General features: G+C 54.4%; 17 protein-coding genes. 5 read left to right on the top strand and 12 right to left on the bottom strand.

Annotation, left to right across the window (positions count from 1 at the left end):
* Positions 1 to 2 precede the first annotated feature (2 nt).
* The 3 genes from ACFOSD_RS12055 to ACFOSD_RS12045 are packed head-to-tail and all read left to right on the top strand — an operon-like array spanning position 3 to position 5,566.
* On the top strand, positions 3 to 2,258 hold the full coding sequence (locus ACFOSD_RS12055; RefSeq protein WP_380696855.1) for a sensor histidine kinase: 2,256 nt from the start codon (positions 3 to 5) through the stop codon (positions 2,256 to 2,258).
* A 39-nt stretch (positions 2,259 to 2,297) separates the two neighbouring features.
* Positions 2,298 to 4,187, top strand: a complete 1,890-nt coding sequence (locus ACFOSD_RS12050; protein WP_380696853.1) for a sensor histidine kinase — start codon at positions 2,298 to 2,300, stop codon at positions 4,185 to 4,187.
* Positions 4,184 to 5,566, top strand: a complete 1,383-nt coding sequence (locus ACFOSD_RS12045; RefSeq protein WP_380696851.1) for a sigma-54-dependent transcriptional regulator — start codon at positions 4,184 to 4,186, stop codon at positions 5,564 to 5,566. The genes ACFOSD_RS12050 and ACFOSD_RS12045 overlap by 4 nt, the downstream gene beginning before the upstream one ends.
* Before the next feature lie 27 nt (positions 5,567 to 5,593).
* On the opposite strand, the gene ACFOSD_RS12040 is transcribed toward ACFOSD_RS12045, so the two are convergent.
* From ACFOSD_RS12040 to ACFOSD_RS12030, 3 genes are read right to left on the bottom strand one after another with little or no spacing between them, the layout of a single operon-like run.
* Entirely contained in the window at positions 5,594 to 6,928 is a 1,335-nt protein-coding gene (locus tag ACFOSD_RS12040) for an MATE family efflux transporter (protein WP_380696849.1), read from the bottom strand.
* Positions 6,929 to 7,651 carry a TrmH family RNA methyltransferase gene (locus tag ACFOSD_RS12035; RefSeq protein ID WP_380696847.1) on the bottom strand — a complete coding sequence of 241 codons (723 nt, stop codon included), beginning with the start codon at positions 7,649 to 7,651 and terminating at the stop codon, positions 6,929 to 6,931.
* Positions 7,648 to 9,288 (bottom strand): NAD(P)/FAD-dependent oxidoreductase, encoded by a 1,641-nt coding sequence (locus tag ACFOSD_RS12030; protein WP_380696845.1) that lies wholly within the window; start codon positions 9,286 to 9,288, stop codon positions 7,648 to 7,650. Before ACFOSD_RS12030 ends, ACFOSD_RS12035 begins: the two co-directional genes overlap by 4 nt.
* A gap of 342 nt (positions 9,289 to 9,630) precedes the next feature.
* On the opposite strand from ACFOSD_RS12030, the gene rlmE reads away from it, so the two are divergent.
* The gene (gene rlmE / locus ACFOSD_RS12025) at positions 9,631 to 10,248 is read left to right on the top strand and encodes a 23S rRNA (uridine(2552)-2'-O)-methyltransferase RlmE (protein WP_380696843.1); all 618 of its coding nucleotides are present in this window, start codon (positions 9,631 to 9,633) and stop codon (positions 10,246 to 10,248) included.
* A 470-nt stretch (positions 10,249 to 10,718) separates the two neighbouring features.
* Here the strand turns inward: rlmE and ACFOSD_RS12020 are convergent, their stop codons facing one another.
* The 6 genes from ACFOSD_RS12020 to ACFOSD_RS11995 form a co-directional block, all read right to left on the bottom strand.
* Positions 10,719 to 11,900, bottom strand: coding sequence for a hypothetical protein (locus tag ACFOSD_RS12020; protein WP_380696839.1), 1,182 nt, complete (start codon positions 11,898 to 11,900; stop codon positions 10,719 to 10,721).
* Positions 11,901 to 12,096: 196 nt separating this feature from the next.
* Positions 12,097 to 12,819, bottom strand: coding sequence for an outer membrane lipoprotein-sorting protein (locus ACFOSD_RS12015; RefSeq protein ID WP_380696837.1), 723 nt, complete (start codon positions 12,817 to 12,819; stop codon positions 12,097 to 12,099).
* Positions 12,812 to 14,062 (bottom strand): ABC transporter permease, encoded by a 1,251-nt coding sequence (locus tag ACFOSD_RS12010; protein ID WP_380696835.1) that lies wholly within the window; start codon positions 14,060 to 14,062, stop codon positions 12,812 to 12,814. The genes ACFOSD_RS12015 and ACFOSD_RS12010 overlap by 8 nt, the downstream gene beginning before the upstream one ends.
* Complete coding sequence (locus ACFOSD_RS12005; protein ID WP_380696833.1) at positions 14,062 to 14,775, bottom strand: ABC transporter ATP-binding protein; 714 nt, start codon at positions 14,773 to 14,775, stop codon at positions 14,062 to 14,064. The genes ACFOSD_RS12010 and ACFOSD_RS12005 overlap by 1 nt, the downstream gene beginning before the upstream one ends.
* Before the next feature lie 35 nt (positions 14,776 to 14,810).
* The gene (locus tag ACFOSD_RS12000) at positions 14,811 to 15,452 is read right to left on the bottom strand and encodes a hypothetical protein (protein ID WP_380696831.1); all 642 of its coding nucleotides are present in this window, start codon (positions 15,450 to 15,452) and stop codon (positions 14,811 to 14,813) included.
* Positions 15,453 to 15,639: 187 nt separating this feature from the next.
* On the bottom strand, positions 15,640 to 16,581 hold the full coding sequence (locus tag ACFOSD_RS11995) for a DMT family transporter (RefSeq protein WP_380696829.1): 942 nt from the start codon (positions 16,579 to 16,581) through the stop codon (positions 15,640 to 15,642).
* Between the two features lie 146 nt (positions 16,582 to 16,727).
* On the opposite strand from ACFOSD_RS11995, the gene ACFOSD_RS11990 reads away from it, so the two are divergent.
* On the top strand, positions 16,728 to 17,186 hold the full coding sequence (locus ACFOSD_RS11990; RefSeq protein ID WP_380696827.1) for an Lrp/AsnC family transcriptional regulator: 459 nt from the start codon (positions 16,728 to 16,730) through the stop codon (positions 17,184 to 17,186).
* Here ACFOSD_RS11990 and ACFOSD_RS11985 read toward each other — a convergent pair.
* The 3 genes from ACFOSD_RS11985 to ACFOSD_RS11975 form a co-directional block, all read right to left on the bottom strand.
* Entirely contained in the window at positions 17,180 to 18,244 is a 1,065-nt protein-coding gene (locus ACFOSD_RS11985; RefSeq protein ID WP_380696825.1) for a hypothetical protein, read from the bottom strand. The genes ACFOSD_RS11990 and ACFOSD_RS11985 overlap by 7 nt on opposite strands.
* Before the next feature lie 65 nt (positions 18,245 to 18,309).
* A complete protein-coding gene (locus ACFOSD_RS11980) occupies positions 18,310 to 18,834 on the bottom strand; it encodes an Lcl C-terminal domain-containing protein (RefSeq protein WP_380696823.1) in 525 nt (174 codons plus the stop codon).
* A 221-nt stretch (positions 18,835 to 19,055) separates the two neighbouring features.
* Entirely contained in the window at positions 19,056 to 20,048 is a 993-nt protein-coding gene (locus ACFOSD_RS11975) for a TAXI family TRAP transporter solute-binding subunit (RefSeq protein ID WP_380696821.1), read from the bottom strand.
* Between the last annotated feature and the right edge of the window lie 51 nt (positions 20,049 to 20,099).

Raw genomic sequence — 20,099 nt, 5'->3', positions numbered from 1 at the left:
TCATGACTGAACAGCCTTGGAGCAAGCGGGTAATGGCATCTCGTCATCGTCAAGCTGTGTGGCTGACGTTGCTGCTTGCCTTGGCTGTTTTGGTGGTGTGGTTGGGCGGCGGGATTGTTCGGCAAACACATATTGATCGTTTGATTGCACAAGGCCAAGTGGAATTGAATCGACTGGCACTGCAGGTCGAAAGCGGAATCACCAAGTACGAAAACTTGCCCCGATTACTGGCGAGTCTGGAGACCGTTCGCACGGCCTTGCATACCCCCAGTAATGAGAACATTCGTCGTTTGAATCTGGAGTTGGAACAAATCAACTTAATTACCGAGGCGTCCGACAGTTACATCATGGATGTCCGTGGTCTCACCATCGCGGCATCAAACTGGAACGAAGAAGCCAGTTTTGTCGGCGGTAATTTTTCCTTCCGACCCTATTTTCAGAATGCCATGGCCGGAGAAGCGGCGCGTTATTACGCGCTCGGCACAACGTCCTTAAAACGCGGATACTATTTTTCCTACCCGGTGTATGAGCAAGGTGACCTATTGGGCGTTGCCGTGGTGAAGGTCGATGTGGACGAATATGAAATTGCCCTGCGGAACCCAGCATACGATTTCGTCTTGCTAGACCCCGACGGGGTGATTTTTAGTACCTCAAGGAATGCATGGCTCTATAAAACGTTCTTGCCCCTATCCGAACAGGAACGACAACGCATTCTCGACAGTCGGCGCTACACCGATAATGTCGTCCAATCGTTACCGATCGCCCAGCGTCAGGTGTATCGAGGGGCAGATGTGCTGCACATTGACCCGAATGCGGGAACGTCGATGGCACGAGACACCCAAGGCTTCCTGTATCAGGAACAACCCATTCAATTGTTGGATTTTCGTTTTGCCTTGTTGACGCCAACGACCCCGGTAGAAGAGCGTGTGCAGGTGTTTCGCGGCTTTTCATCGGCGTTAGCCATCATTGTGATGTTAATGGTGCTGGCCTTAATGCAACGGCAAAAGATACTGCGTGAGCGTTCGGTAGCCTTGCAGATGAGCCGTCACAATCAGGCTTACATCAGTGGCATCATTGATAACACGCAAGCCGGGTTGGTGACGTTGAATTCCACCACCCGGATTGAGTCGTTTAACCCGACCGCGGAGCGATTGTTGGGCCATCGCCTCAAGGACCTGACCCAGCAGCCGTTTACCCGGCTTTTAGGGCGTGAAGACAGCCAGCGTTTCGCTGTGTTGGTGGGTCGAATGCTGGCACACCCTACGGTACAGGATCATCAGATTCTCGAATTGAGCTTGCTGCATCGGCAAGGCCACAGCGTTCCCGTTGAATTGACCATCAGCGACATGCGCTTGCCCAACGAACGGAAATTCCTGCTTACGTTGCACGATATGACCGAGCGCAAAAAGTATGAAGCGGAATTGCAACGTGCTCAGGACAACCTTGAGCGCCGGGTTAAAGAGCGTACACATGAATTGATGGTCAGCAACCAGCGCTTGCGCACCGAAGTCGACCAGCATCAAAACACGCAGAAAGAGTTGATCCAGACGGCTAAGCTGGCAGTGTTGGGGCAAATGAGTGCAGGTATAAACCACGAGCTCAATCAGCCACTGACGGCGATCCGGGCCTATGCTGAAAATGCACTCCGGTTTTTGGACAAAGGCCACCCGGACGATGCCCGCGTCAATTTGACGCGCATCAATCAGTTGGGTTTGCGCATGAGTGAGATCATTGCGCGGTTTAAAGTGTTTTCCCGCAAAGGAGAAGCGCAGTCCGGCGTTGTCAGTTTCGCCTCTGCCGTACAGGGAGTGCTGACCATTTTGGGTGCGCGGCTGAACCAACATCAGATCCATGTTCAACAGGATTTTCCCGCCGACACCTTGGTGTTGGGTGATACCGTTTATTTAGAGCAGGTGTTGGTGAACCTGTTTTCCAACGCCATTGATGCGCTCGTAGAGCAAGCTGTTGTAGCACCGAAAATTGAGCTGTACCTCGAACCGACCGCGCCGAATGAACCGTTGCGCATTGTGGTTGGCGACAACGGCTCTGGTGTGCCCGAAAATCTCCGTGAACGCGTGTTTGAACCCTTCTTTACCACGAAAGACGCAGGTTCAGGTTTGGGCCTCGGGCTTTCCATCACCTTGCGCATAGTGGAGTCGTTCAATGGTCGAATTGAATTGCGTACCGGTCGCTTGGGCGGCGCAGAGTTTTGTTTGATGTTGCCGAGAGCTAAGCCCGAACCCTTAACGCGTTCTTAATACTGAAGACAAAAATAACAATGAGAGTGAGCCATCACCGTGCAAACAACCAATGCCACCCCAACAACAGAAGCAGAGCCACTGCAAGAGCCACCCCGCGACACGCTTGTTAAGGCTTTATTAACGCCCGTACTGCTGCTGATTTTCATGATTTTGATCGGCGGCATCGCCATGTCCAATCTGCGCAGCATTGGTCTGCGCACCAGCGTCATGACGCAGGACTTGGTGCCCAATACGGGCCAGGCTACTGATGTTATGCGTTCACTCTTTTTGGAACGCCTGGCGGTGGACAGCTTTCGCATCACCGGCAATCACACCGATGTACGCGATTTTTTGCTGCAACAAAGTGTCACCCGGCAGTTGTTATTTGATGCTATGGAAACCATCAACGACGCCGAACGCTTAAAACTGTTGCATGAACTGTCAGATCGACACTCGGCATACGGGCGTCGTTTTCTCAATGAAGTGATTCCCGCTTATCGCGAGATGGATGCCCTGCGTATTGAAGTGGTGGACCGCTATGGCCCGGAAGCGAAACGTTTCATTGACCGTTTGGTAGAGACTGCGTTGTCCAGTGGTCAACCCACGGAGGTGCGCCTGGCCGTAAGTGCTCAAGCACAGATGTTAAATGCGGGAACCCAAGTCAGTGTATTTGTGACCACGCAGAACGCCAGTGCGCGGCAGGAAGCCGCGGTGTTGATCACCGATGCTCGCAACACCATCCTAGAATTCGATGGCATTGCCGATTTTGTGACCCGTCCCATGCTCTTATCGTTGTCGAGTATCTGGTCGCAGTACGAAGATGCTTTTCAACGCTTGGTGTTTGTCAGCCGCGAGTACGAAGCCATTATGAACGAATACATCCTCCCGGAAGGCCCTTTGCTCACCGACCTAGCGCGCGACATTCAAGGTGATATCTTCGGTGAACTGCAGCAACTGGGCGATGCGTCGCAGTCGCAAGTGGCGTCGACTAATGCCGTCACCGCCGGGTTGATAGTCGTCGTTCTTATATTGGGTGGCGGGTTGGCGTTGATTTCCGTGCGGGATACACACCAGCGCAAACGGTATGAACACGCGTTGGAAGTGGCACGCAACGAGCTGGAACAACGTGTGGTTGAACGTACGGTTGCTTTGTCGGTGAGCAACCAGCGACTGCGTGAAGAAGTGGATCAGCATCACAAAACACAAAATGAATTGATCCAAACGGCTAAGTTGGCGGTTTTGGGCCAGCTCAGTGCGGGCATAAACCACGAATTAAATCAGCCGCTAACCGCAATTCGCGCCTTTGCTGAAAATGCTGTGCGCTTCCTTGAACGTTCGGAACCTGAGCAGGCGCAAAAAAACCTCCAGCGCATTGCTGAACTGGGTCAGCGCATGGGCGAAATCATCGCGCGGTTTAAGGTCTTTGCGCGTAAAGGCGACACCCCGATGGGGGTCGTGAGTCTGCAGGCATCTGTACAGGGCGCGCTGACCATCGTAAACGCATCATTAAAACGTCATCAGGTTCAAGCCCAGAGTTCGGTGACAGACGATGAATTGGTGCAAGCCGATATGGTCTACTTAGAACAGGTTTTGGTGAATTTATTAAGCAATGCGGTGGACGCCGTGGTCGAAAATCCACACAGTCTCCGCCGGGTCGACGTCTATACAGAACCCTGTCCCGAAAGCCCGGAGCATCTGGTGGTGGTGATCGGGGATGATGGCGTGGGGTTGGATGAAGCCCACGTAGACCGGGTATTTGAGCCCTTTTTCACCACGAAACAGTCGGGCGTTGGCCTAGGTCTAGGCTTGTCGATCAGCCACCGTATTGTCGAAGCCCTGAACGGCGACCTTTGGGCACGCCCCGGTCGTCTAGGCGGGGCGGAGTTTTGTGTCCGCTTAACACGGGCGGACGAGGCAGAATCAAGGTTACAGGAGAATAGGGGATGACCCTTCAAGAAGCGCAAGCGCAACCCAGTGCGGATATCCTACTGGTAGAGGACGAACCTGATGTGCGCGCGGCGATCGCTCAAACATTACGTTTAGCGGATTTGACGGTGCGTACCTTCAGTAATGCCAACAGCGTGACTGACCACTTGGATATTGATTGGCCTGGCATTATTGTTACGGACATTAATTTGCCCGGCAAAAGCGGGTTGGATTTGCTGGCTGACATCCAACAAGTTGATCGTGAGTTGCCGGTGATTTTGATTACCGGGCATGGCGATATATCCATGGCGGTGAATGCCATTCGCAGTGGTGCCTACGATTTTATTGAAAAACCCTTTTCCAACGATGTCATTGTGGATGTGGTGAACCGTGCGCTGGAAAAGCGTCGGCTAACCCTGGAAAACCGCAACTTGCGGATGGAGTTACAGGCCTACAATGCACCCGGTCCGCGAATATTGGGCAACACGCATAACATGCATCATCTCCGGCAGATGTTGGCCCAGGTGGCGTCAACCGCAGCCGATATTCTGATTCAAGGCGAAACCGGTACGGGTAAGGAATTGGTGGCGCGGTATATCCACGAACACAGCCCGCGACGGAACGGGAAATTTGTCGCCATTAACTGCGGTGCCGTGCCGGAATCCATCATGGAAAGTGAAATTTTTGGCCATGAAAAAGGCGCATTCACCGATGCAAAGGCACAACGCATCGGCAAGCTGGAGCATGCCAATGGTGGTACGTTGTTTCTGGATGAAATTGAAAGTATGCCCATGGCCATGCAGGTTCGGTTATTGCGTGTGCTGGAAGAGCGTAAATTGGAACGTCTTGGCTCCAATGTGTTGGTGGACCTGGATTTGCGTATTTTGGCCGCCACCAAAGTAGACCTGCGTGAATTGGCGAACGAGGGTATCTTCCGGGAAGACCTCTATTACCGCCTGAATGTGGTACGGGTGGATATCCCCCCATTGCGGGAACGGAAGGATGACATCCCCTTGCTATGGCAACACTTCTGCTTGGTCGCCAGCGCCCAGTACAAACGCGAAGTGTCGCCGCTGAGCGCCGAACGCATGCATAGCCTGCTGAACTACGAATGGCCGGGCAATGTGCGCGAATTGCGCAACTTGGCCGAGCGCTATGTGTTGATGGGCGAAAGCGGTTCTTTTGAATTCGAACGCATCATCACCAACGAAAGCAACCCCGGATTTATGACCTTGCCCGAACAGCTCGATCGCTTTGAGAAAACCCTTGTTGAACAGGCTTTAGTGCGCCAGAAAGGCTCCATCAAAGGCACCATGGCTGACTTAGGTCTACCGCGTAAAACCCTGTACGACAAGATGCGTAAACACGGCTTGGAGAAGCAAGAATATAAGGACGATTGATATGTTCTAGCCAGCGCGACAACGAGTTCAACTGGCGAGGGTGTGGATCCAACGGCGGCACCAAAACCAGCCCGCCAGAGCAATCAGAATACTGCCGATGGCTTGGCCGATCAGCACGCCGGGCGCCCCCATGAATGCCGCCCCGACCCACACAAAGGGTATGGTAAACACGGTGGCCTTCATGATGTTGAAGAAGGTGGAGGTTTTCGGAGCACCTAAATTGTTGAACAGGGCATTGGTCACGAAGGTGATGCCATTGAACAGATACACGGCGCTGAGCCCAAAGGTAAACCAGCGTATGAGCTGAGCTGCGTCCCCGGAGGCTTGAAACAGCAGAACAATGGGGTGTGTCAAAACCGCCAATAACAGGCAAATCGCGAGGCAGTACCACAGTACAAAGCGCAATGACTCGGTGAGTACCTCGGCTACGCGGTCATAGGCACCGGCACCCAAATTCTGTCCTGCAATAGGTCCCACGACGCCGGACAGCGCAAATAAAGCGACGAAGGCGACCTGTTGTAGCCGCGCAATGATGGCAAAGCCGGCCACCGCGCTGTCTCCAAATTGTGCCATGGTGGCGGTAATAAACCCCAAGCCGATCGGCGTAGCAATGTTCGTCAAGACCGATGGCACGGCAATGTTGGTAATATTCGGCAGATTTGCCCGAACGGAAGCCGCGCGCGGCCAACTTAACAAGCCATACTGATGCAGCTTATAAACACCAAAGGCGAACATCGTAATACGCGCCAATACACTGGCAATGGCCGCACCGGTTAAATTAAGGCTTAGACCGAAAATCAGAATAGGGTCCAAAACGGCGTTCACGATGGCTCCGCTTAAGGTCAGCCACAAAGCGCCACGAGCGTCACCTCTGGCCCGCATGACACCGCCCGCCGCCATACCAATGGACAGCAAGACGAAAGACGGCAGGATGATGGCGAGATAATTCGATGCCGCATCCAAAGTGTATCCCGAGGCACCCAGCATGCCCAACACCGCATCCCGGTAGACCCATACCAGCAGTGCAATCAACCCTGTGGTTAATACGGTTAACACAATGCCGCTGGCGATTAATGCGCGGGCTTTATCTTGGTCGTCGGCCCCCAGCGCACGTGAAACCGTGGCGCTGACCGCGATGGATAGCCCGATACCAATGGATTGGCAAAAGAACAACACCGAACCTGCAAAGCCGACCGCGGCGGCCAGTTCTCGCTCACCCAACAATGAAATGAAAAAGAGGTCCACAAAATCGACCGCAAACAGCGCCAAAAGCCCTAAGCCACCCGGCAACGTCATGCGGTTGATATGGCCCATAATAGGACCATGCAGATAACTGGTGGATGATTGGGTTGGTTTCGCCATCTAACGGTTCAACTCGTAAACAGCGAGATTTACCGCTGTGGCCAAATTCAATGACTCAATCAAGCCGCTGCCTTTGATACTGTAAGCATTAGCGCGCAGCTCCGTTAAGGCAGTTTGCGGCACGCCGCGTGCTTCGTTACCGAACAGGTAGCAGTCATGCGTGGCGAATGACGGGTTGGTCAGTGCTTGGCCATGCATATCCAAGCAGGCTATGGACGAGAAGCGTTGGCTCAGTGCATCCAAAGGCACGTCCAGTTCCATGGGCACATGAAAGATCGCGCCCATGCTGGAACGCACGACTTTTGGGTTGTAGGGGTCAACACTGTTCGGGCTGAGCAACAAGCGAAAGCCGCCGAACCATGCCAGCGTGCGCAATATCGTACCCAAGTTGCCGGGGTCTTGCACTTCGTGCAGATAGATGTTTTTTTCGCGTTCTGTATGTTCGTGGGGAGCAGCAAAAATAGGTACGACAGCCACAATGCCCTGCGGGGTTTTGGTGTCGCTGATCTGCGCCATCTGCTTGTCGCTGACCACCTGAACCGGGAAAGGGCTTGCCCACTGCGCATAGGCTTCGGTCACATATAAGCGGGAACCTAACAGTATTGGTCGGTGCTGCACGGCGTTTTGCAGCTCTAAGACCAAGTGTTCGCCTTCCACCAAAAAATGCCCGAACTCAGCGCGGTACTTTTTCTGCTGGAGTTTTTTGATGTCGTCCAGTTTCATGCGCTGCTCTCAATATTGCTCAGTCCTGCGTCTGCGAGCATGGCTTTGGCAACGGCCTCGGCGACCTTGATGCCATCGACGCCCGCCGACAATATACCGCCCGCGTAGCCCGCGCCTTCACCGGCAGGGTAGAGACCACGAGTGTTCAGGCTTTGCAGACTTTCATGGTCGCGTTTAATGCGAATGGGTGATGAGGTGCGCGTTTCAATCCCGGTCAGAATGGCATCATGCCGGTCAAACCCGCGAATCTGTTTACCGAAGGCGGGTAGTGCTTCGCGGATCGCGGTGATGGCGTATTCGGGTAGGGACGGTGCGAGGTCACCGAGTTTCACGCCCGGTTTGTAGGACGGCTCGACTTCACCTAAGGCCTGTGAGGGCTTGCCCGCAATAAAGTCACCGACCAACTGGGCGGGTGCACAATAGTCGCTGCCGCCGAGCGTATAGGCTTGGCTTTCGAGTTGTTCTTGGAATTCCATGCCCGCCAAGGGGCCTCCGGGGAAGTCTTTTTCGGGGTCGATATTGACCACGATGCCGGCGTTAGCGTTGCGCTCGTTGCGTGAATACTGGCTCATGCCGTTCGTCACCACCCGGCCAACTTCCGAGGTGGCAGCCACGACCGTTCCACCGGGGCACATGCAGAAGCTATAGACGGCACGGCCATTTTTGGCATGGTACACCAGCTTGTAATCTGCGGCGCCCAGTTCAGGGTGTCCGGCGTATTTGCCCAAGCGGGCATGGTCGATCAGTGATTGCGGGTGCTCAATGCGGAAGCCGATGGCAAAGGGTTTTGGCTCGATGTACACGCCGTTGCGGTGCAGCATACGGAAAGTATCGCGCGCGCTGTGCCCCACGGCCAACACCACGTAACGGCTGTCGATGCGTTCGCCAGTGGCGAGTGATACACCGGTGACGCGTTGATCTTCAATGTGCAGGTCGGTAATTTTGCTTTCAAAACGTATTTCGCCGCCCAGTGCGATGATCTCCTCTCGCATTTTGGCGACCACACCCGTTAATCGAAACGTGCCGATGTGCGGTTTGCTGACGAACAGAATTTCTTCCGGCGCACCGGCTTTGACAAATTCGTGCATGACCTTGCGGCCATAGAATTTAGGGTCTTTGATCTGGCTGTACAGCTTGCCATCAGAAAACAACCCCGCGCCACCTTCACCAAATTGCACGTTGGATTCCGGTGACAATATATGTTTTCGCCACAACGCCCAGGTGTCTTTTGTGCGTTTGCGCACGTCTTTACCGCGTTCCAGCACTATCGGTTTAAAGCCCATTTGCGCCAAAATCAGCGCCGCGAACAAACCACAGGGGCCAAAGCCGATGATCACCGGGCGCTCGGTCAATTCAGCAGGAGCCTGCGCGACGGGATAATACGCGGTGTCGGGGGCACGGTTGACGTGGCGGTCTTTGGTGAAGCGTTCCAGAACCGCCGCTTCGTCGGCAACCGTGGCATCAATGATATACACAAAGGTGATTTCAGTGTTTTTCTTGCGCGCATCGTAACTGCGCTTGAATACAGTGAAGTCCAGCAGGTCTGTGTCCGCGATGTCAAGGCGTGCAACGATGGCTGCGCGCAATGCCTCGGCAGGGTGGTCGAGCGGTAACGCGAGTTCGGTCATGCGGATCATGGTGCTTCCTGGTCGGTATTTAGCGACAAAGGTATATAAAACCCCCTTTTCTCAATCTGGCGTTGTTAAAAATGTCCTCAAATGCTCACTGGCTCGCCAGAACGACCAAGGGTCGGCCCGTAGGGTGAGTGAAACGAATACCTACGTTAAGTAAGCTGCGCGTTTTCTGACATTTTTGCCTAGCCAGATCTTCGCCTCTGGGGTTTCGCATGTTTCCTTAAAATGGAAACCGAGATGCATTGTACGTGGGGGCTTTGTAGGAGGCTAGCCCTCTGGCCGAACTGGCACCTATCCTTGCAACAAATTACAATACCGGCACATTTCTTTGGTAACAGACTCCCAATGGCACGATCCAAGAGCAGTAACCGTTGGCTAGACGAACACGTCAACGATCCGTTCGTAAAACAAGCGCAGAAAGACGGTTACCGTTCGCGTGCCAGCTACAAACTGCTGGAGATCAACGAGAAAGATAAGCTGATACGTCCGAATATGCTGGTGATGGATTTGGGTTCAGCCCCCGGCGGGTGGTCGCAGGTTGCTGCTAAGTTGGTCGGACACAAAGGTCGGGTGGTGGCGTCAGACATTCTGCCGATGGATACCATTGCCGGGGTTGAGTTTATTCAGGGCGATTTCACCGAAGAGAGCGTGTTTGACGAGATCATGGGGGTGGTAAACGGTGCGCCGGTCGATGTGGTCATTTCTGATATGGCGCCCAACATCAGTGGCGTGGATGCGGCCGATCAGGCGTCATCGATGTATTTGGTGGAACTGGCGCTGGATATGGCACGCCAAGTGTTGAAGCCAAAAGGCAGTTATGTGGCCAAAGTGTTTCAGGGTGTGGGGTACGACGAATACTTGAAAGACCTGCGGACTTCCTTTGAGAAGGTGGTGATTCGCAAACCGGAGTCTTCGCGCGCGCGGTCGCGTGAAGTTTATCTGGTGGGTAAGGGGTTTCGTTAGTCACTCAACGAGTGACAGGGCTTGGAATGTCTATGGTTAGGGCGTTTCGCGGAATGCCGTGGATACCCTATCAGACACATCCATGTGCCTGACCCTTCGGGCTCCCCGCGGTCGTGCAAATTCGTTCATGACGAATTTGTCCTTGTAGGCTCGACAAGCGCATCCATGCGCTTGCACGTCCGCTGCAACCCCACCCATAGACCATCCTCGCATGGTGCAGGAACACAAACCGTTGGATTTTTTATCGATCACTAAAGCGGCATAGACACTGATTAAGTACACATGAAGGAAATGCTGATGTACTTGCGAGTGGTTTGGATGAAATCCAAAAGAGATGTGTGGTGCGCTAGCATTGCCGCGTTGGTTGCAGTTTTGGTGCCTCAGGTGTTGAATATACCCGGCTACGTGATCGGGTTACGAGAATCTGCAGAAGGCTATGACCCGGCCTACCGAATACGATGAAGAACAAACTAACCCCCCGTCTGCACATTCAACGTTAGCTCGAACACATGCCCTAAATCCGCCAGTACGCCGTTGTTGTCGTGGTAACGCCAGTCGGCGCTGACGGTGGCAACAGGGTTCCACTGATAATCTGCACTCAGCTCGGTGAGCCACGTCGGGGTGTTATCGGTCAAAAAGCTCAAGCCTGTGGCGCGCCATGTCCAGTCATTCCATGTCTGTGATAAACGAATGAGGGTGCGGTGTTCCACCATGGGTTCTAAGCCTGCGGCCTGTGCCAGCCAACCTAGGTTGCCGGCGCGCAGTCCGGCGGCGGGTTCCGGCTGTTCATCCAAACGTTTGAGTTGCGTTTGCACATCCTGCCAGTCGCGGCGGCTTAGGGCTGTACTGTCCCAATGGTGTTCCAACAAAGCCTCCGTGCCTTGGGCGTGGGTCCACGTCAGGCCGAGCAGCACCTCGGAGCGGTCAGTTTGAGTCGTTTGCAGTGGATCGGCAGTAAGGTAGCCGTTTACCAGCGCTCCCGGTTGCCATTCTGTGGCCTGTGCATCGGCCATCCAAGCCCCTGAAAAGCGCACCGCCAACGAATCATGTGCCAGCCAATAAAGACCGGCGCCAAAACGCAATTCACCATCGTATCCCGCCAAGAATTGCCAGTCGAACAGACGGGTGAAGCCTTCAGCGCGCAGCACACAAATTGCGTTATTATCTTGTTGTTCCGGGGCGCAAGCGGCTTGCCAAACATTCAGCCCGGCATACATTTCTGCCAATGCCAATGGACGCGCTTCGTAATGCTGTTCCTGCGCGTTTGGCCCTAACCAGTTTATCGGTGCGGCAAAGAAACCATAGTCCCATGGCAGCGATTTGCGGCCAACGGTCAGTTCAAACGACCCGGCCGAGGCATCGTAAAAGGCTTCGGGTACGGTTAAATGCCAGCCAGCATCGGTATCTCTTAGGCGCAAGCGTACCAAAGCCCCGCTGTGGCTGACTTGCCCGTTCAGCACGGTGTTCGTGGTCACGTCATCACGCGCGCCGAGTGGCAGGTCATCCGCGCCAGCTTGGGTGGCTTTGAGCGATTGGTCTAACTCGATCCGCCAGTCTACCCCTCCACTCAGCGTACTGAGGCCGAGCAGGAGTGGAATAGCAGCCAATGTTAGTCGCCGGTGAATATTTTGATGAGTGGTTGGTATGAACATGAAGGGGTTCCTTTTTAGCAAGTTACCACAGACTCAGTTTGTGTGGTCGTGTCAGTGACGGCTGCCAGTGGTGTCTCGGCGGGGGAGTCCGCAGCATGGAAGCTGCGGCCTAGGCTCCAGGGATGGATTCACGCCGACCCCGCAGAGACACCACTGGCAGTCGGCTCTGGCAATTGTGTTAAAGACGAAACTTGCGTTACAGATTATTCCGCAGCAAAAACGCGGGGTTGAACCAGTTTTCTGGAATGTCCCACGGTTCCACCGAGTGGTAATGCACTTCGGTGCGTTGTGAAGTTTGAATGCGGTCTTGCAGCACCATGGTGAGTAACCGGGTTTGGCCGGTTCTGGGGTCGTCACCCATAATAAAAGTAGCGTCTTTGGCAACCCGACCAGAGGGCAGATAGAAGGTAGCGTGCAGAGGGTAAAACGTGCTGGCGTCAACCGCGAGATCCACGCGCCCATAGCTGAGCCCGGCGCGGGCGGCGTTTAGATTCAACCGCAAGGTCCCATCATCCTGCTCTGTTTGCGCTTCAATGTGGTAGTCCGCACTCCAGCGCAACGATGAAATATCACCCGTGGCGGCGTCCCCGAGCAGCTTTTGCATGGGGGTAATGCGAATGTGGCGGCGACTGTTGGGCATAAACAGATAGAACTGGTCGTCCAACATCAATACCTTTTGGCCTGCTTCCGCTGCCGAGCGGAACAGCGCTAGCGAGCGTCGGTTTTCATCGGCATACACTTCATATTGACTGGTGCGTGTGTGCTCACCCTGTTCGTACAAGCTGATGTCCATGATCACGCGGGTTGGCCCCTCGCTGATGCGCAAGCGGTCAATGGTGTGCAGAAGTTCGCTGGCATTCGCCGGATTGACCAGTAGGATGTGGCAGGCAAGCGCGAATAAAACGAGCCCTTTAAACATGGTTCAATGCCTCGGTAATGGGTTTATGAATGCTGCGCAGTGTGGCTGCTGTGCTGGCCAGCAAGGCAAGCCCTGAAACGATGGCAGTGCTGATCCATGCAATCATGGGCGACCAATAGACCTGCAGCGGATAGCCTTCCGTTTGGCCGGGAGGGGGTGGCATCTGTACATCAAATACCAGCAATCCGCCGGAAACAAATCCGGACAATAGCAAGCCGAGTAGACTGCCAAGCACGCCCAGCAATGCTGCTTCAAAGAGAAATAAGGTCATGATTTCCTTGCGCTGCGTTCCCATCGCACCCAATGTACCGATTTCTCGGGTACGCTCTAGGACGCTCATGGAAGCGGTGTTGAAGATGGCAAATCCCACCATCAAGAGCAGTATGGTGCCCATAACACCAAAAATGCGGTTATAAAGATTGCGCACACTGTTGTAGAACATGGCGCGTTCATGCCAAGGGGTAACAGCAATGGATTCTGCAGTCGTTGTTTGTGCGTTATCCGTTAATGCACGATAGAACGGTTCCGCTTGCTGACTGTCGCGTAAATAAACGCCAATCTGGCTGACTTTGTCCGTGAGCAGGAAATCCTGCGCGCTTTCTAAGTGAGCAATGACTAACCGGCTGTCTACCTCGGGAATGCCGGTTTGCACGATGCCACGCACCTGAACATCGATGGCGTTTAATAAGCCGTCTGCCGTGGTACCCATTAAGGTGAGTCCTGTACCCGGTTCGGCCCGCAGCGCGTGAGCCAGTTGTTTGCCCAGCAATACTTCGTAGTCGGCCATGGGGTCGGGTGTCATACTGAGTAGGCGGCCCTCTACTAAGGTCGTCGCCGGGCCGCGCACTTGAAAGACTTCCGGTTCAACGCCTTCACCCAAAAAGATGGTGGATTTATTGCCATTGGTGATCAGTCCATTGAAACGGATGCTCGCCAGTACATGCCGTACGCGCGTATCGGACAGCAAGGTGGTTTGCTGTGCCCTGTAGTCCGACAAGCCATACTCCAGGGGAAATTCTTCATCCTCAGTAAAATACAAGGGGTGGTGCAGGATCACATGCCCATGTTCACGCATGCTGAATTCCCGCAGCGAATCGTAGGTGTATAAAGCAAACCCACTGGTCGACATGATGCCCAAAACGCCAATCGCGGTGAGCGTTAAGGTCGCCAGCGTCCGGCGGCGGTTGCGGCCCAGATTGGCCCAAGCAAACATTAGCCATTGCAGCGTCATACGAAACGACATTAGGCAGTCTCCTCGATGGGTGTTTGAACGTGGTTGATTTGGTTGGGTACTGGCAGGATGCGCCCGTGATCCATTCGATACAGGTGGTCGCAAAACGGCAAAAGGCGGTCGTCGTGGGTGGCAACGACGACGGCACTGCCATAGGAGCGCGCGAGTTCACGCAGTAATTGAATCACGTTGAGGGCGGTATCCTGGTCTAAGCTGGCGGTCGGTTCATCGGCGACAATCAAGTTAGGGCGCTTCACTAAGGCACGAGCGATAGCCACGCGTTGGCGCTGTCCGCCGGACAGTTCGTCCGGGCGCTTGCGCGCCATGTCGGTAAGGCCGACGGCCTGCAAAACGGCCGCTACGGCATCGTCAATTTCGGCCTGCGGGGTATGGGTAAGCCACAACGGGTAAGCCACATTGTCCCAGACCGTCATCACGGGAATCAGGTTAAACCCTTGGAAGATAAACCCGATGGCGTTGCGTCTGAGTTGCGTCCATTCGGCATGGTTATGGTGGGTAATGTCTTGACCTTGCCAGTGAATGTGGCCGCTATCAGGACGGTCGATCAACCCGCAAATGTTTAACAGGGTACTTTTTCCACTGCCCGAGGGGCCCACCAGGGCCGTGAATTCTCCCGCGTGCAGGGTCAGCTCAGCATCCCGCAATACCGGCTGTGGCAAAGCACCGACCCGATAAGCTTTGGCGATGTGTTGTAAGGTCAGCATGTGTGTGCTCCCGGATAAAGTGGGTTGGCTGTCGGCTAGAAACGTTGCCGCGCTAACTGGGTGAACTCATCATTGAGATTTAGGGCATAGAGAGCCTCTAAAGCTTGTTGCTGGGTCGAGCGGTCTTCGACTCGTTGGGCGGCAAGGGCCGTGTAGTAGTGGATTACCGTGCGTCCTTCTGGATGCACCCGTGCGAGGTCAGGATGGCGGCTGACCTGTTGCAGCATGTCGTAGCCTTGCTCGAAGCGGCCAAAAAAATCGGGTACTTCAACGTAGGTAATCGCGGCAAATAAGGGCACCATGACGCTCACAGGGAGCTTGGCGAAGGTGTGTGTGCTGTGGTCTGCGGTGATGAGCCCTTGCGCTCTTTCCATGGTGTCCAAGCCGGTTTCGGTATGGTTGAGTTTGTTCCAAGGTAAAAAAGCATCGCGTCCTTGCATGGCTTGGCTGCTGCCCAGTAGGACCATGGCGACAGGGTCATTCGGGTAGGCTTCGTGTAACGCCGTGAACAGTTCTACCGCTTGTCGGGTAGCGCGTTTATTGCCTTCGGTGGCGGCTTGGTATTGGGCATATGCGGCGGTGTAGCGGGCGTCATCGCTGAAGGGTTGCGCATGAGCGTGTGCCAGCAAAGAAACACAGAGGAATGTCCACAAAAATGCAGTGCGAGGGAATAGCATGATCGTTCTCCTAAATTGGGTCGCCATGGATTTGGCGGATCTGGAACTGGCGACCAGATGTTGGTCGACCAGTACCGACGGAGAACAGCATAGGGTTGACGGATAAGACGCACAGGGCAATGCGACGAACGGTGAATTCAACCGATGGGTGGTGCTTTGCCGAAATGGGTGGCAGCAGGACGGAAGTTCACGACGCGCGTCGCCACAAACCACTGGCGGAAACTACCCCAAACGTGACCAGCGCGAGCGCCAAGAACATCGAAGTCGACATCGGCTCTTCAAACCATAGCCACGCCATTAAAGAAGCACATACGGGGGTAAATGACCCGATGGCAGAGGTGGCTTCAGCACCGAGGCGGTTGATGGCGTAGCCATACAGATAGCCAGCACCCAAGCCAACCGCAAGACCCTGCACGGCCAGTTGTATCATCCATTCTGTGGTGCTGACGCTGGTCAGATCTAGCGTTGGCCGGGTGAACAGGATGAACACCAGCAACAGAAGCGTGCTCGGTATTGTAACCACCGCCGCGGCATCCAAAGGTTTTAAACCGCTTTGGCGCATGCAGAGCGTAAATAGCGCCCACAAGGCACTGCAGGCGAGAAACCCGATGGGGGCCCACAGCACCATAGGTTGTGCCGTGTTACTGAACGCCACCACCAGAATCCCTACACCCAACACCACAAGACTCAAGCCGAACAATCGCCAGCGCGGAAAGGGCTGACGAAACAGCCATACGGCTAAGCCCGTTACGAACAGTGGGGCCGCACCTGGAATCAGCGTACTGCCCAGTGCCACGGGCGCGTAGCGCATCGCCAGGGCGCTCAGTAAAAAGAAAGGCAGACCGGCACCGACGGCAATGCCCAATAGCCAAATAGGGTTTATACGACGAATCACGTGCCAGCGCGCCATAAACCAAGGCAGTAGCAGGAAACCGGGTACGGCAAAGCGGAACAACGTCAGTTCAAGCGTACCCAAGGGCGACAGCGCCCCTTGCCTGAGCGACATAAAATATCCCGACCAAATAATCATCGTGGCCAGCGCGGCCACATAACCGAGCAGGCGTTGCGTAGAATCGACCAAAAGCGGAGCGACCTGAGTAAGCCTCGGGGTGGAAATCTGTTGTGACATGGTCGGACTCTCCGCTGTTAGGGAGTCGGTAGTATGATGGATCTTGGATGGTGAATGAGGGTGATTATGCGCAGGAAATTCGACAGAAATAGTTTAAATAGCTCATAATTCAAAAAAATATAGCTCAAGTAGCTAAGGGGATCGCGATGCCTTTAGACCGCATTGATCGGCAATTATTAATGGCCTTGCAGGAAGATGCGCGGTTGACCACAGCCCAATTGGCCGAAAGGGTGGGCCTTTCGGCCTCGCCGTGTGCACGGCGTATTCGGCGGTTTGAGCAAGAAGGCATCATCACGCGTTATCGCGCCGAGTTGGATGCCAAGAAATTAGGCTTAGGTATCACCATTTTCGTGCATGTCCGATTGAATCAACATCAGGATGCCTTGGTGGAGCAGTTCGAAGTAGCGGTGCGTGACATGGACGAAGTCGTCAATTGTCACACGGTGTCGGGGTCGTTTGACTATCTTCTGCACGTGGTTTCGGCGGATTTGACGCACTATGAGCAGTGGGTTCGACGCTTGCAAAAGCTACCCATGGTCAACACCGTGGACAGCAGTTTTGCGATTCGACCGGTAAAAACCGCCGGGCCTTTGCCCCTCTATTGAGGTGCTTGAAACCGTTCCAAACGCCGTGTTGACCACTGCAAGACCGCGGTACGAGTGATCATTTTTGCGGCCAGTTCGGGCTGTGCTTCGGTGATGACCTGAGCGGCGAAGTTTGCAAGGAACTGCGCTTTCAGCTGCGCCCGCGCGTGGTCTGAACCGGGCTCCCGGTAGGGCGCGGAGGACAAAAGCAGGAACCCGTCCTTGGGAATTCGGCCTTGTTCCATATTGGCGCGAATGATGCCCGCCGCTTGCGCGATAGGGTGCGATAAGTCTGGGCTGAATGGCCCGACGATCAAAGCAATGTTGGGCACATGCAGAAAATCAAATCCGCGCCCAAGGCAGATCATCCATTCACGGTGTTCAATATCCACCTCACGCTGACTGCGCCGTACCTCGGTGATATGGTGCACATTGCCTTCTAGCAACGGCAGAAAATCGCGTTGCACCGGGGCTGGCATGTCCGGGAATACCTGCGCCAGCCGGGCCGGTAGCGTCCCGAGTTGCGCGGGTTCCCACTGCGCTAAATCAATCCGTTCACCGTGGGTGCCGTGCAGCGTCAAGGCATCGTCGTCCGTTTCAAACCCGCAGACCACAGGATACACGGTTTGATGACTCTGGCCAAAAATGGTGTGCAGTTGATGCTGGATGGCTTGCGCATGCTGAAATGCCGCCGCTTGGTCACAATTAAAGCCGGCACAACCTCGCGCCTGAGCGCCCCGTGAATAGTGGTAGGTTATGATGATCAGCACTCGTCTGCCGTTCTTGACGGCTTGACCGACTTCGTCGGCTAGGAGGTCGCCCAAGTAGGGCCAGCCCAGATCGAAGATGCCACCCAGGTTACGAAACGGGGAAATAATTCCCAGCGGCGTTTGCGTGACATAAGGTAGGTGAATGCGGCCATCCATGCATTTCAGGGCGATGATGTGGGTATCGTGGGCCGCCATATAGCGCTGCCGCGCCAACGTGTTTTCCGGATCACAGTACTGCGCCGAATGATCTTGGCTGAGCTGCCAAAGCCACGCCAAGCGTTCTTCAATCGGTCGGGTGTGAATGGCCATGTCGTTTCATGCCTGCAACGGTTTACTGGCGTGATCTCAACACAACTCAATGCGGCAAGGCCATGCTACCTTGGTCGGGTATGTTGCGAGACGAGGCGAACATGGAATCGATCGTTGTCATAGTAACCGAAGTTGACGGTGCCGAAGTCAAACGCAATTCCCCATGAATAGCCAGAGTCATTGGCAAAGGGCGTCGCCGTCCAGTATGAACCCGAAGCTGTATTAGGAAATACGGTACGGTTGATGCTGGGTACCGTGCAACGTTTTTCTAACAACGTGAGTAGTTGGTCATTCGTCGGTAATTTCCAGTCGCCATGCCCGGCGAACGTCTCTCCTTCTGCCACGTCCAGTGCTTCTGTCCAGGTGTAAACGCTGGCTGCACCGGTGCAAGTGCTGCCGGTCCATTCCTGACCGAGACTGCAGCGCATCCAAACCCAACCTGTTGGCCGGTGAACGGCAGTGCCATCGTCTAATACTTCGAAATCACGGTCGGGTGTCGTTGCGGTTATTGAGTCACGACAAGATTGAGCCATCAAGTCGGCACTTAACGCACAAAATAATAAGGTTGTGGAAAGCAAAGTGGTTTTCATATCACATCTCTTTTGGTTGTTATTGATGATGTGTGTCTTGAAAAAAGCCGCTGAACAACACCCGGTTTTCTCGTTTCCAGCCAAGGAAGGTGTTGTCAGCGTAAAAGTTGGAGCAAAAACCCGAGAGATTTTGAAGGGGTGACGAATCACCCCGGGTCTAGCTGGGCACCGGGTACTGCATCATCCCGATGCCCTTTTCACACCTACAGGAAGTATGAAACTTACTGGATACCTTTTTCAGTCCAGAACTTGTCTGCGCCATCGTGCAGCGGTGTAACGATACCGGTAACACCGTTGGCGACTGTGGTTTCACGTGCCGCACCTGACAATGTGCGCAGGTAAGACAGACCTTCGTCTGAGAACATCAGGTTCAGTGCGTTGTAGATCATGTCCTCAGATACATGACGGCCAGCTACCCACAAAGCAGAGTCTTGGATAGTGACAACGTCATAATCTACGCCGGTATAGGTGCCTGCTGGAATGGTCACCTGAGCGTAGTAGGGGTGATCGTCGAACAAGGTGCCGTTTTGCGCAGCTTGATGCACTTGCAACAGACGAATGCGGTTGCTGGTAGCGGCCTGAATGACGGAAGCATTTGGATAGCCAGCGAACACCCACAGGGCGTCGATCTGACGGTCGCCAATGGCAGAAGCACCTTGTGCATAACCGATGTATTGTGGGCTGATCTCATCCCAAATACCGACGCCTTCAAAGAAACGTTGTGCTGACGCGGCTGCACCAGAACCCGCTGGGCCTACAGCAACACGCTTACCAGCCAATTGGCTAACTTCGGTAATGCCCGAGTTTTCCAATACGATCAAGTGCGCAGGCGCACCGTACAAGTACGACACCGCATAGGTGTTGCGGTACTGCCGGGTATCGTTGGTCAATTGCCCATTCATACCCAAGAACAAGTCGCCAGAATACACAATGCCGAAATCGGCATCGCGCGAATTGACGCGACGTAAGTTCTCAACCGAACCGGCAGACGCCATGTTCGATACTTCAATGTTAGGCAGGTTACGCGACATGTGCGTAGCGACACCGGCGGAGAAGTATTGGAACGTACCACCGTCTGGGCCACCAGAGAACGCCAAGCGTTCGGTGCTTTGTGCGACAGCGGCACCGGCACTGAAGGTCAGAGCCGCTGCAGCAAGCAGGGCAGTCGATTTTTTACCAGTGAATAGGCTGGCGAGTTTGGTTTTCAAGGTCATGTTTATAGCCTCTGTTTTATTGTTGTGGGTGTTGCTTTGGTTTACGTAATA

It is taken from the genome of Salinispirillum marinum (genome assembly GCF_042650105.1).
GTDB lineage: Bacteria > Pseudomonadota > Gammaproteobacteria > Pseudomonadales > Natronospirillaceae > Salinispirillum > Salinispirillum marinum.
Note: the sequence above shows the minus strand (reverse complement) of the source record. Positions and strands in the feature narration are given on the sequence as shown.

What these genes read in the sequence shown, in the direction of transcription:
- ACFOSD_RS12055 (WP_380696855.1), top strand. Translation starts at nt 3, where the DNA reads ATGACTGAACAGCCTTGGAGCAAGCGGGTAATGGCATCTCGTCATCGT.
- ACFOSD_RS12045 (WP_380696851.1), top strand. Translation starts at nt 4,184, where the DNA reads ATGACCCTTCAAGAAGCGCAAGCGCAACCCAGTGCGGATATCCTACTG.
- ACFOSD_RS12040 (WP_380696849.1), bottom strand. Translation starts at nt 6,928, where the DNA reads ATGGCGAAACCAACCCAATCATCCACCAGTTATCTGCATGGTCCTATT.
- ACFOSD_RS12035 (WP_380696847.1), bottom strand. Translation starts at nt 7,651, where the DNA reads ATGAAACTGGACGACATCAAAAAACTCCAGCAGAAAAAGTACCGCGCT.
- ACFOSD_RS12030 (WP_380696845.1), bottom strand. Translation starts at nt 9,288, where the DNA reads ATGATCCGCATGACCGAACTCGCGTTACCGCTCGACCACCCTGCCGAG.
- rlmE (WP_380696843.1), top strand. Translation starts at nt 9,631, where the DNA reads ATGGCACGATCCAAGAGCAGTAACCGTTGGCTAGACGAACACGTCAAC.
- ACFOSD_RS12020 (WP_380696839.1), bottom strand. Translation starts at nt 11,900, where the DNA reads ATGTTCATACCAACCACTCATCAAAATATTCACCGGCGACTAACATTG.
- ACFOSD_RS12015 (WP_380696837.1), bottom strand. Translation starts at nt 12,819, where the DNA reads ATGTTTAAAGGGCTCGTTTTATTCGCGCTTGCCTGCCACATCCTACTG.
- ACFOSD_RS12010 (WP_380696835.1), bottom strand. Translation starts at nt 14,062, where the DNA reads ATGTCGTTTCGTATGACGCTGCAATGGCTAATGTTTGCTTGGGCCAAT.
- ACFOSD_RS12005 (WP_380696833.1), bottom strand. Translation starts at nt 14,775, where the DNA reads ATGCTGACCTTACAACACATCGCCAAAGCTTATCGGGTCGGTGCTTTG.
- ACFOSD_RS12000 (WP_380696831.1), bottom strand. Translation starts at nt 15,452, where the DNA reads ATGCTATTCCCTCGCACTGCATTTTTGTGGACATTCCTCTGTGTTTCT.
- ACFOSD_RS11995 (WP_380696829.1), bottom strand. Translation starts at nt 16,581, where the DNA reads ATGTCACAACAGATTTCCACCCCGAGGCTTACTCAGGTCGCTCCGCTT.
- ACFOSD_RS11990 (WP_380696827.1), top strand. Translation starts at nt 16,728, where the DNA reads ATGCCTTTAGACCGCATTGATCGGCAATTATTAATGGCCTTGCAGGAA.
- ACFOSD_RS11985 (WP_380696825.1), bottom strand. Translation starts at nt 18,244, where the DNA reads ATGGCCATTCACACCCGACCGATTGAAGAACGCTTGGCGTGGCTTTGG.
- ACFOSD_RS11980 (WP_380696823.1), bottom strand. Translation starts at nt 18,834, where the DNA reads ATGAAAACCACTTTGCTTTCCACAACCTTATTATTTTGTGCGTTAAGT.
- ACFOSD_RS11975 (WP_380696821.1), bottom strand. Translation starts at nt 20,048, where the DNA reads ATGACCTTGAAAACCAAACTCGCCAGCCTATTCACTGGTAAAAAATCG.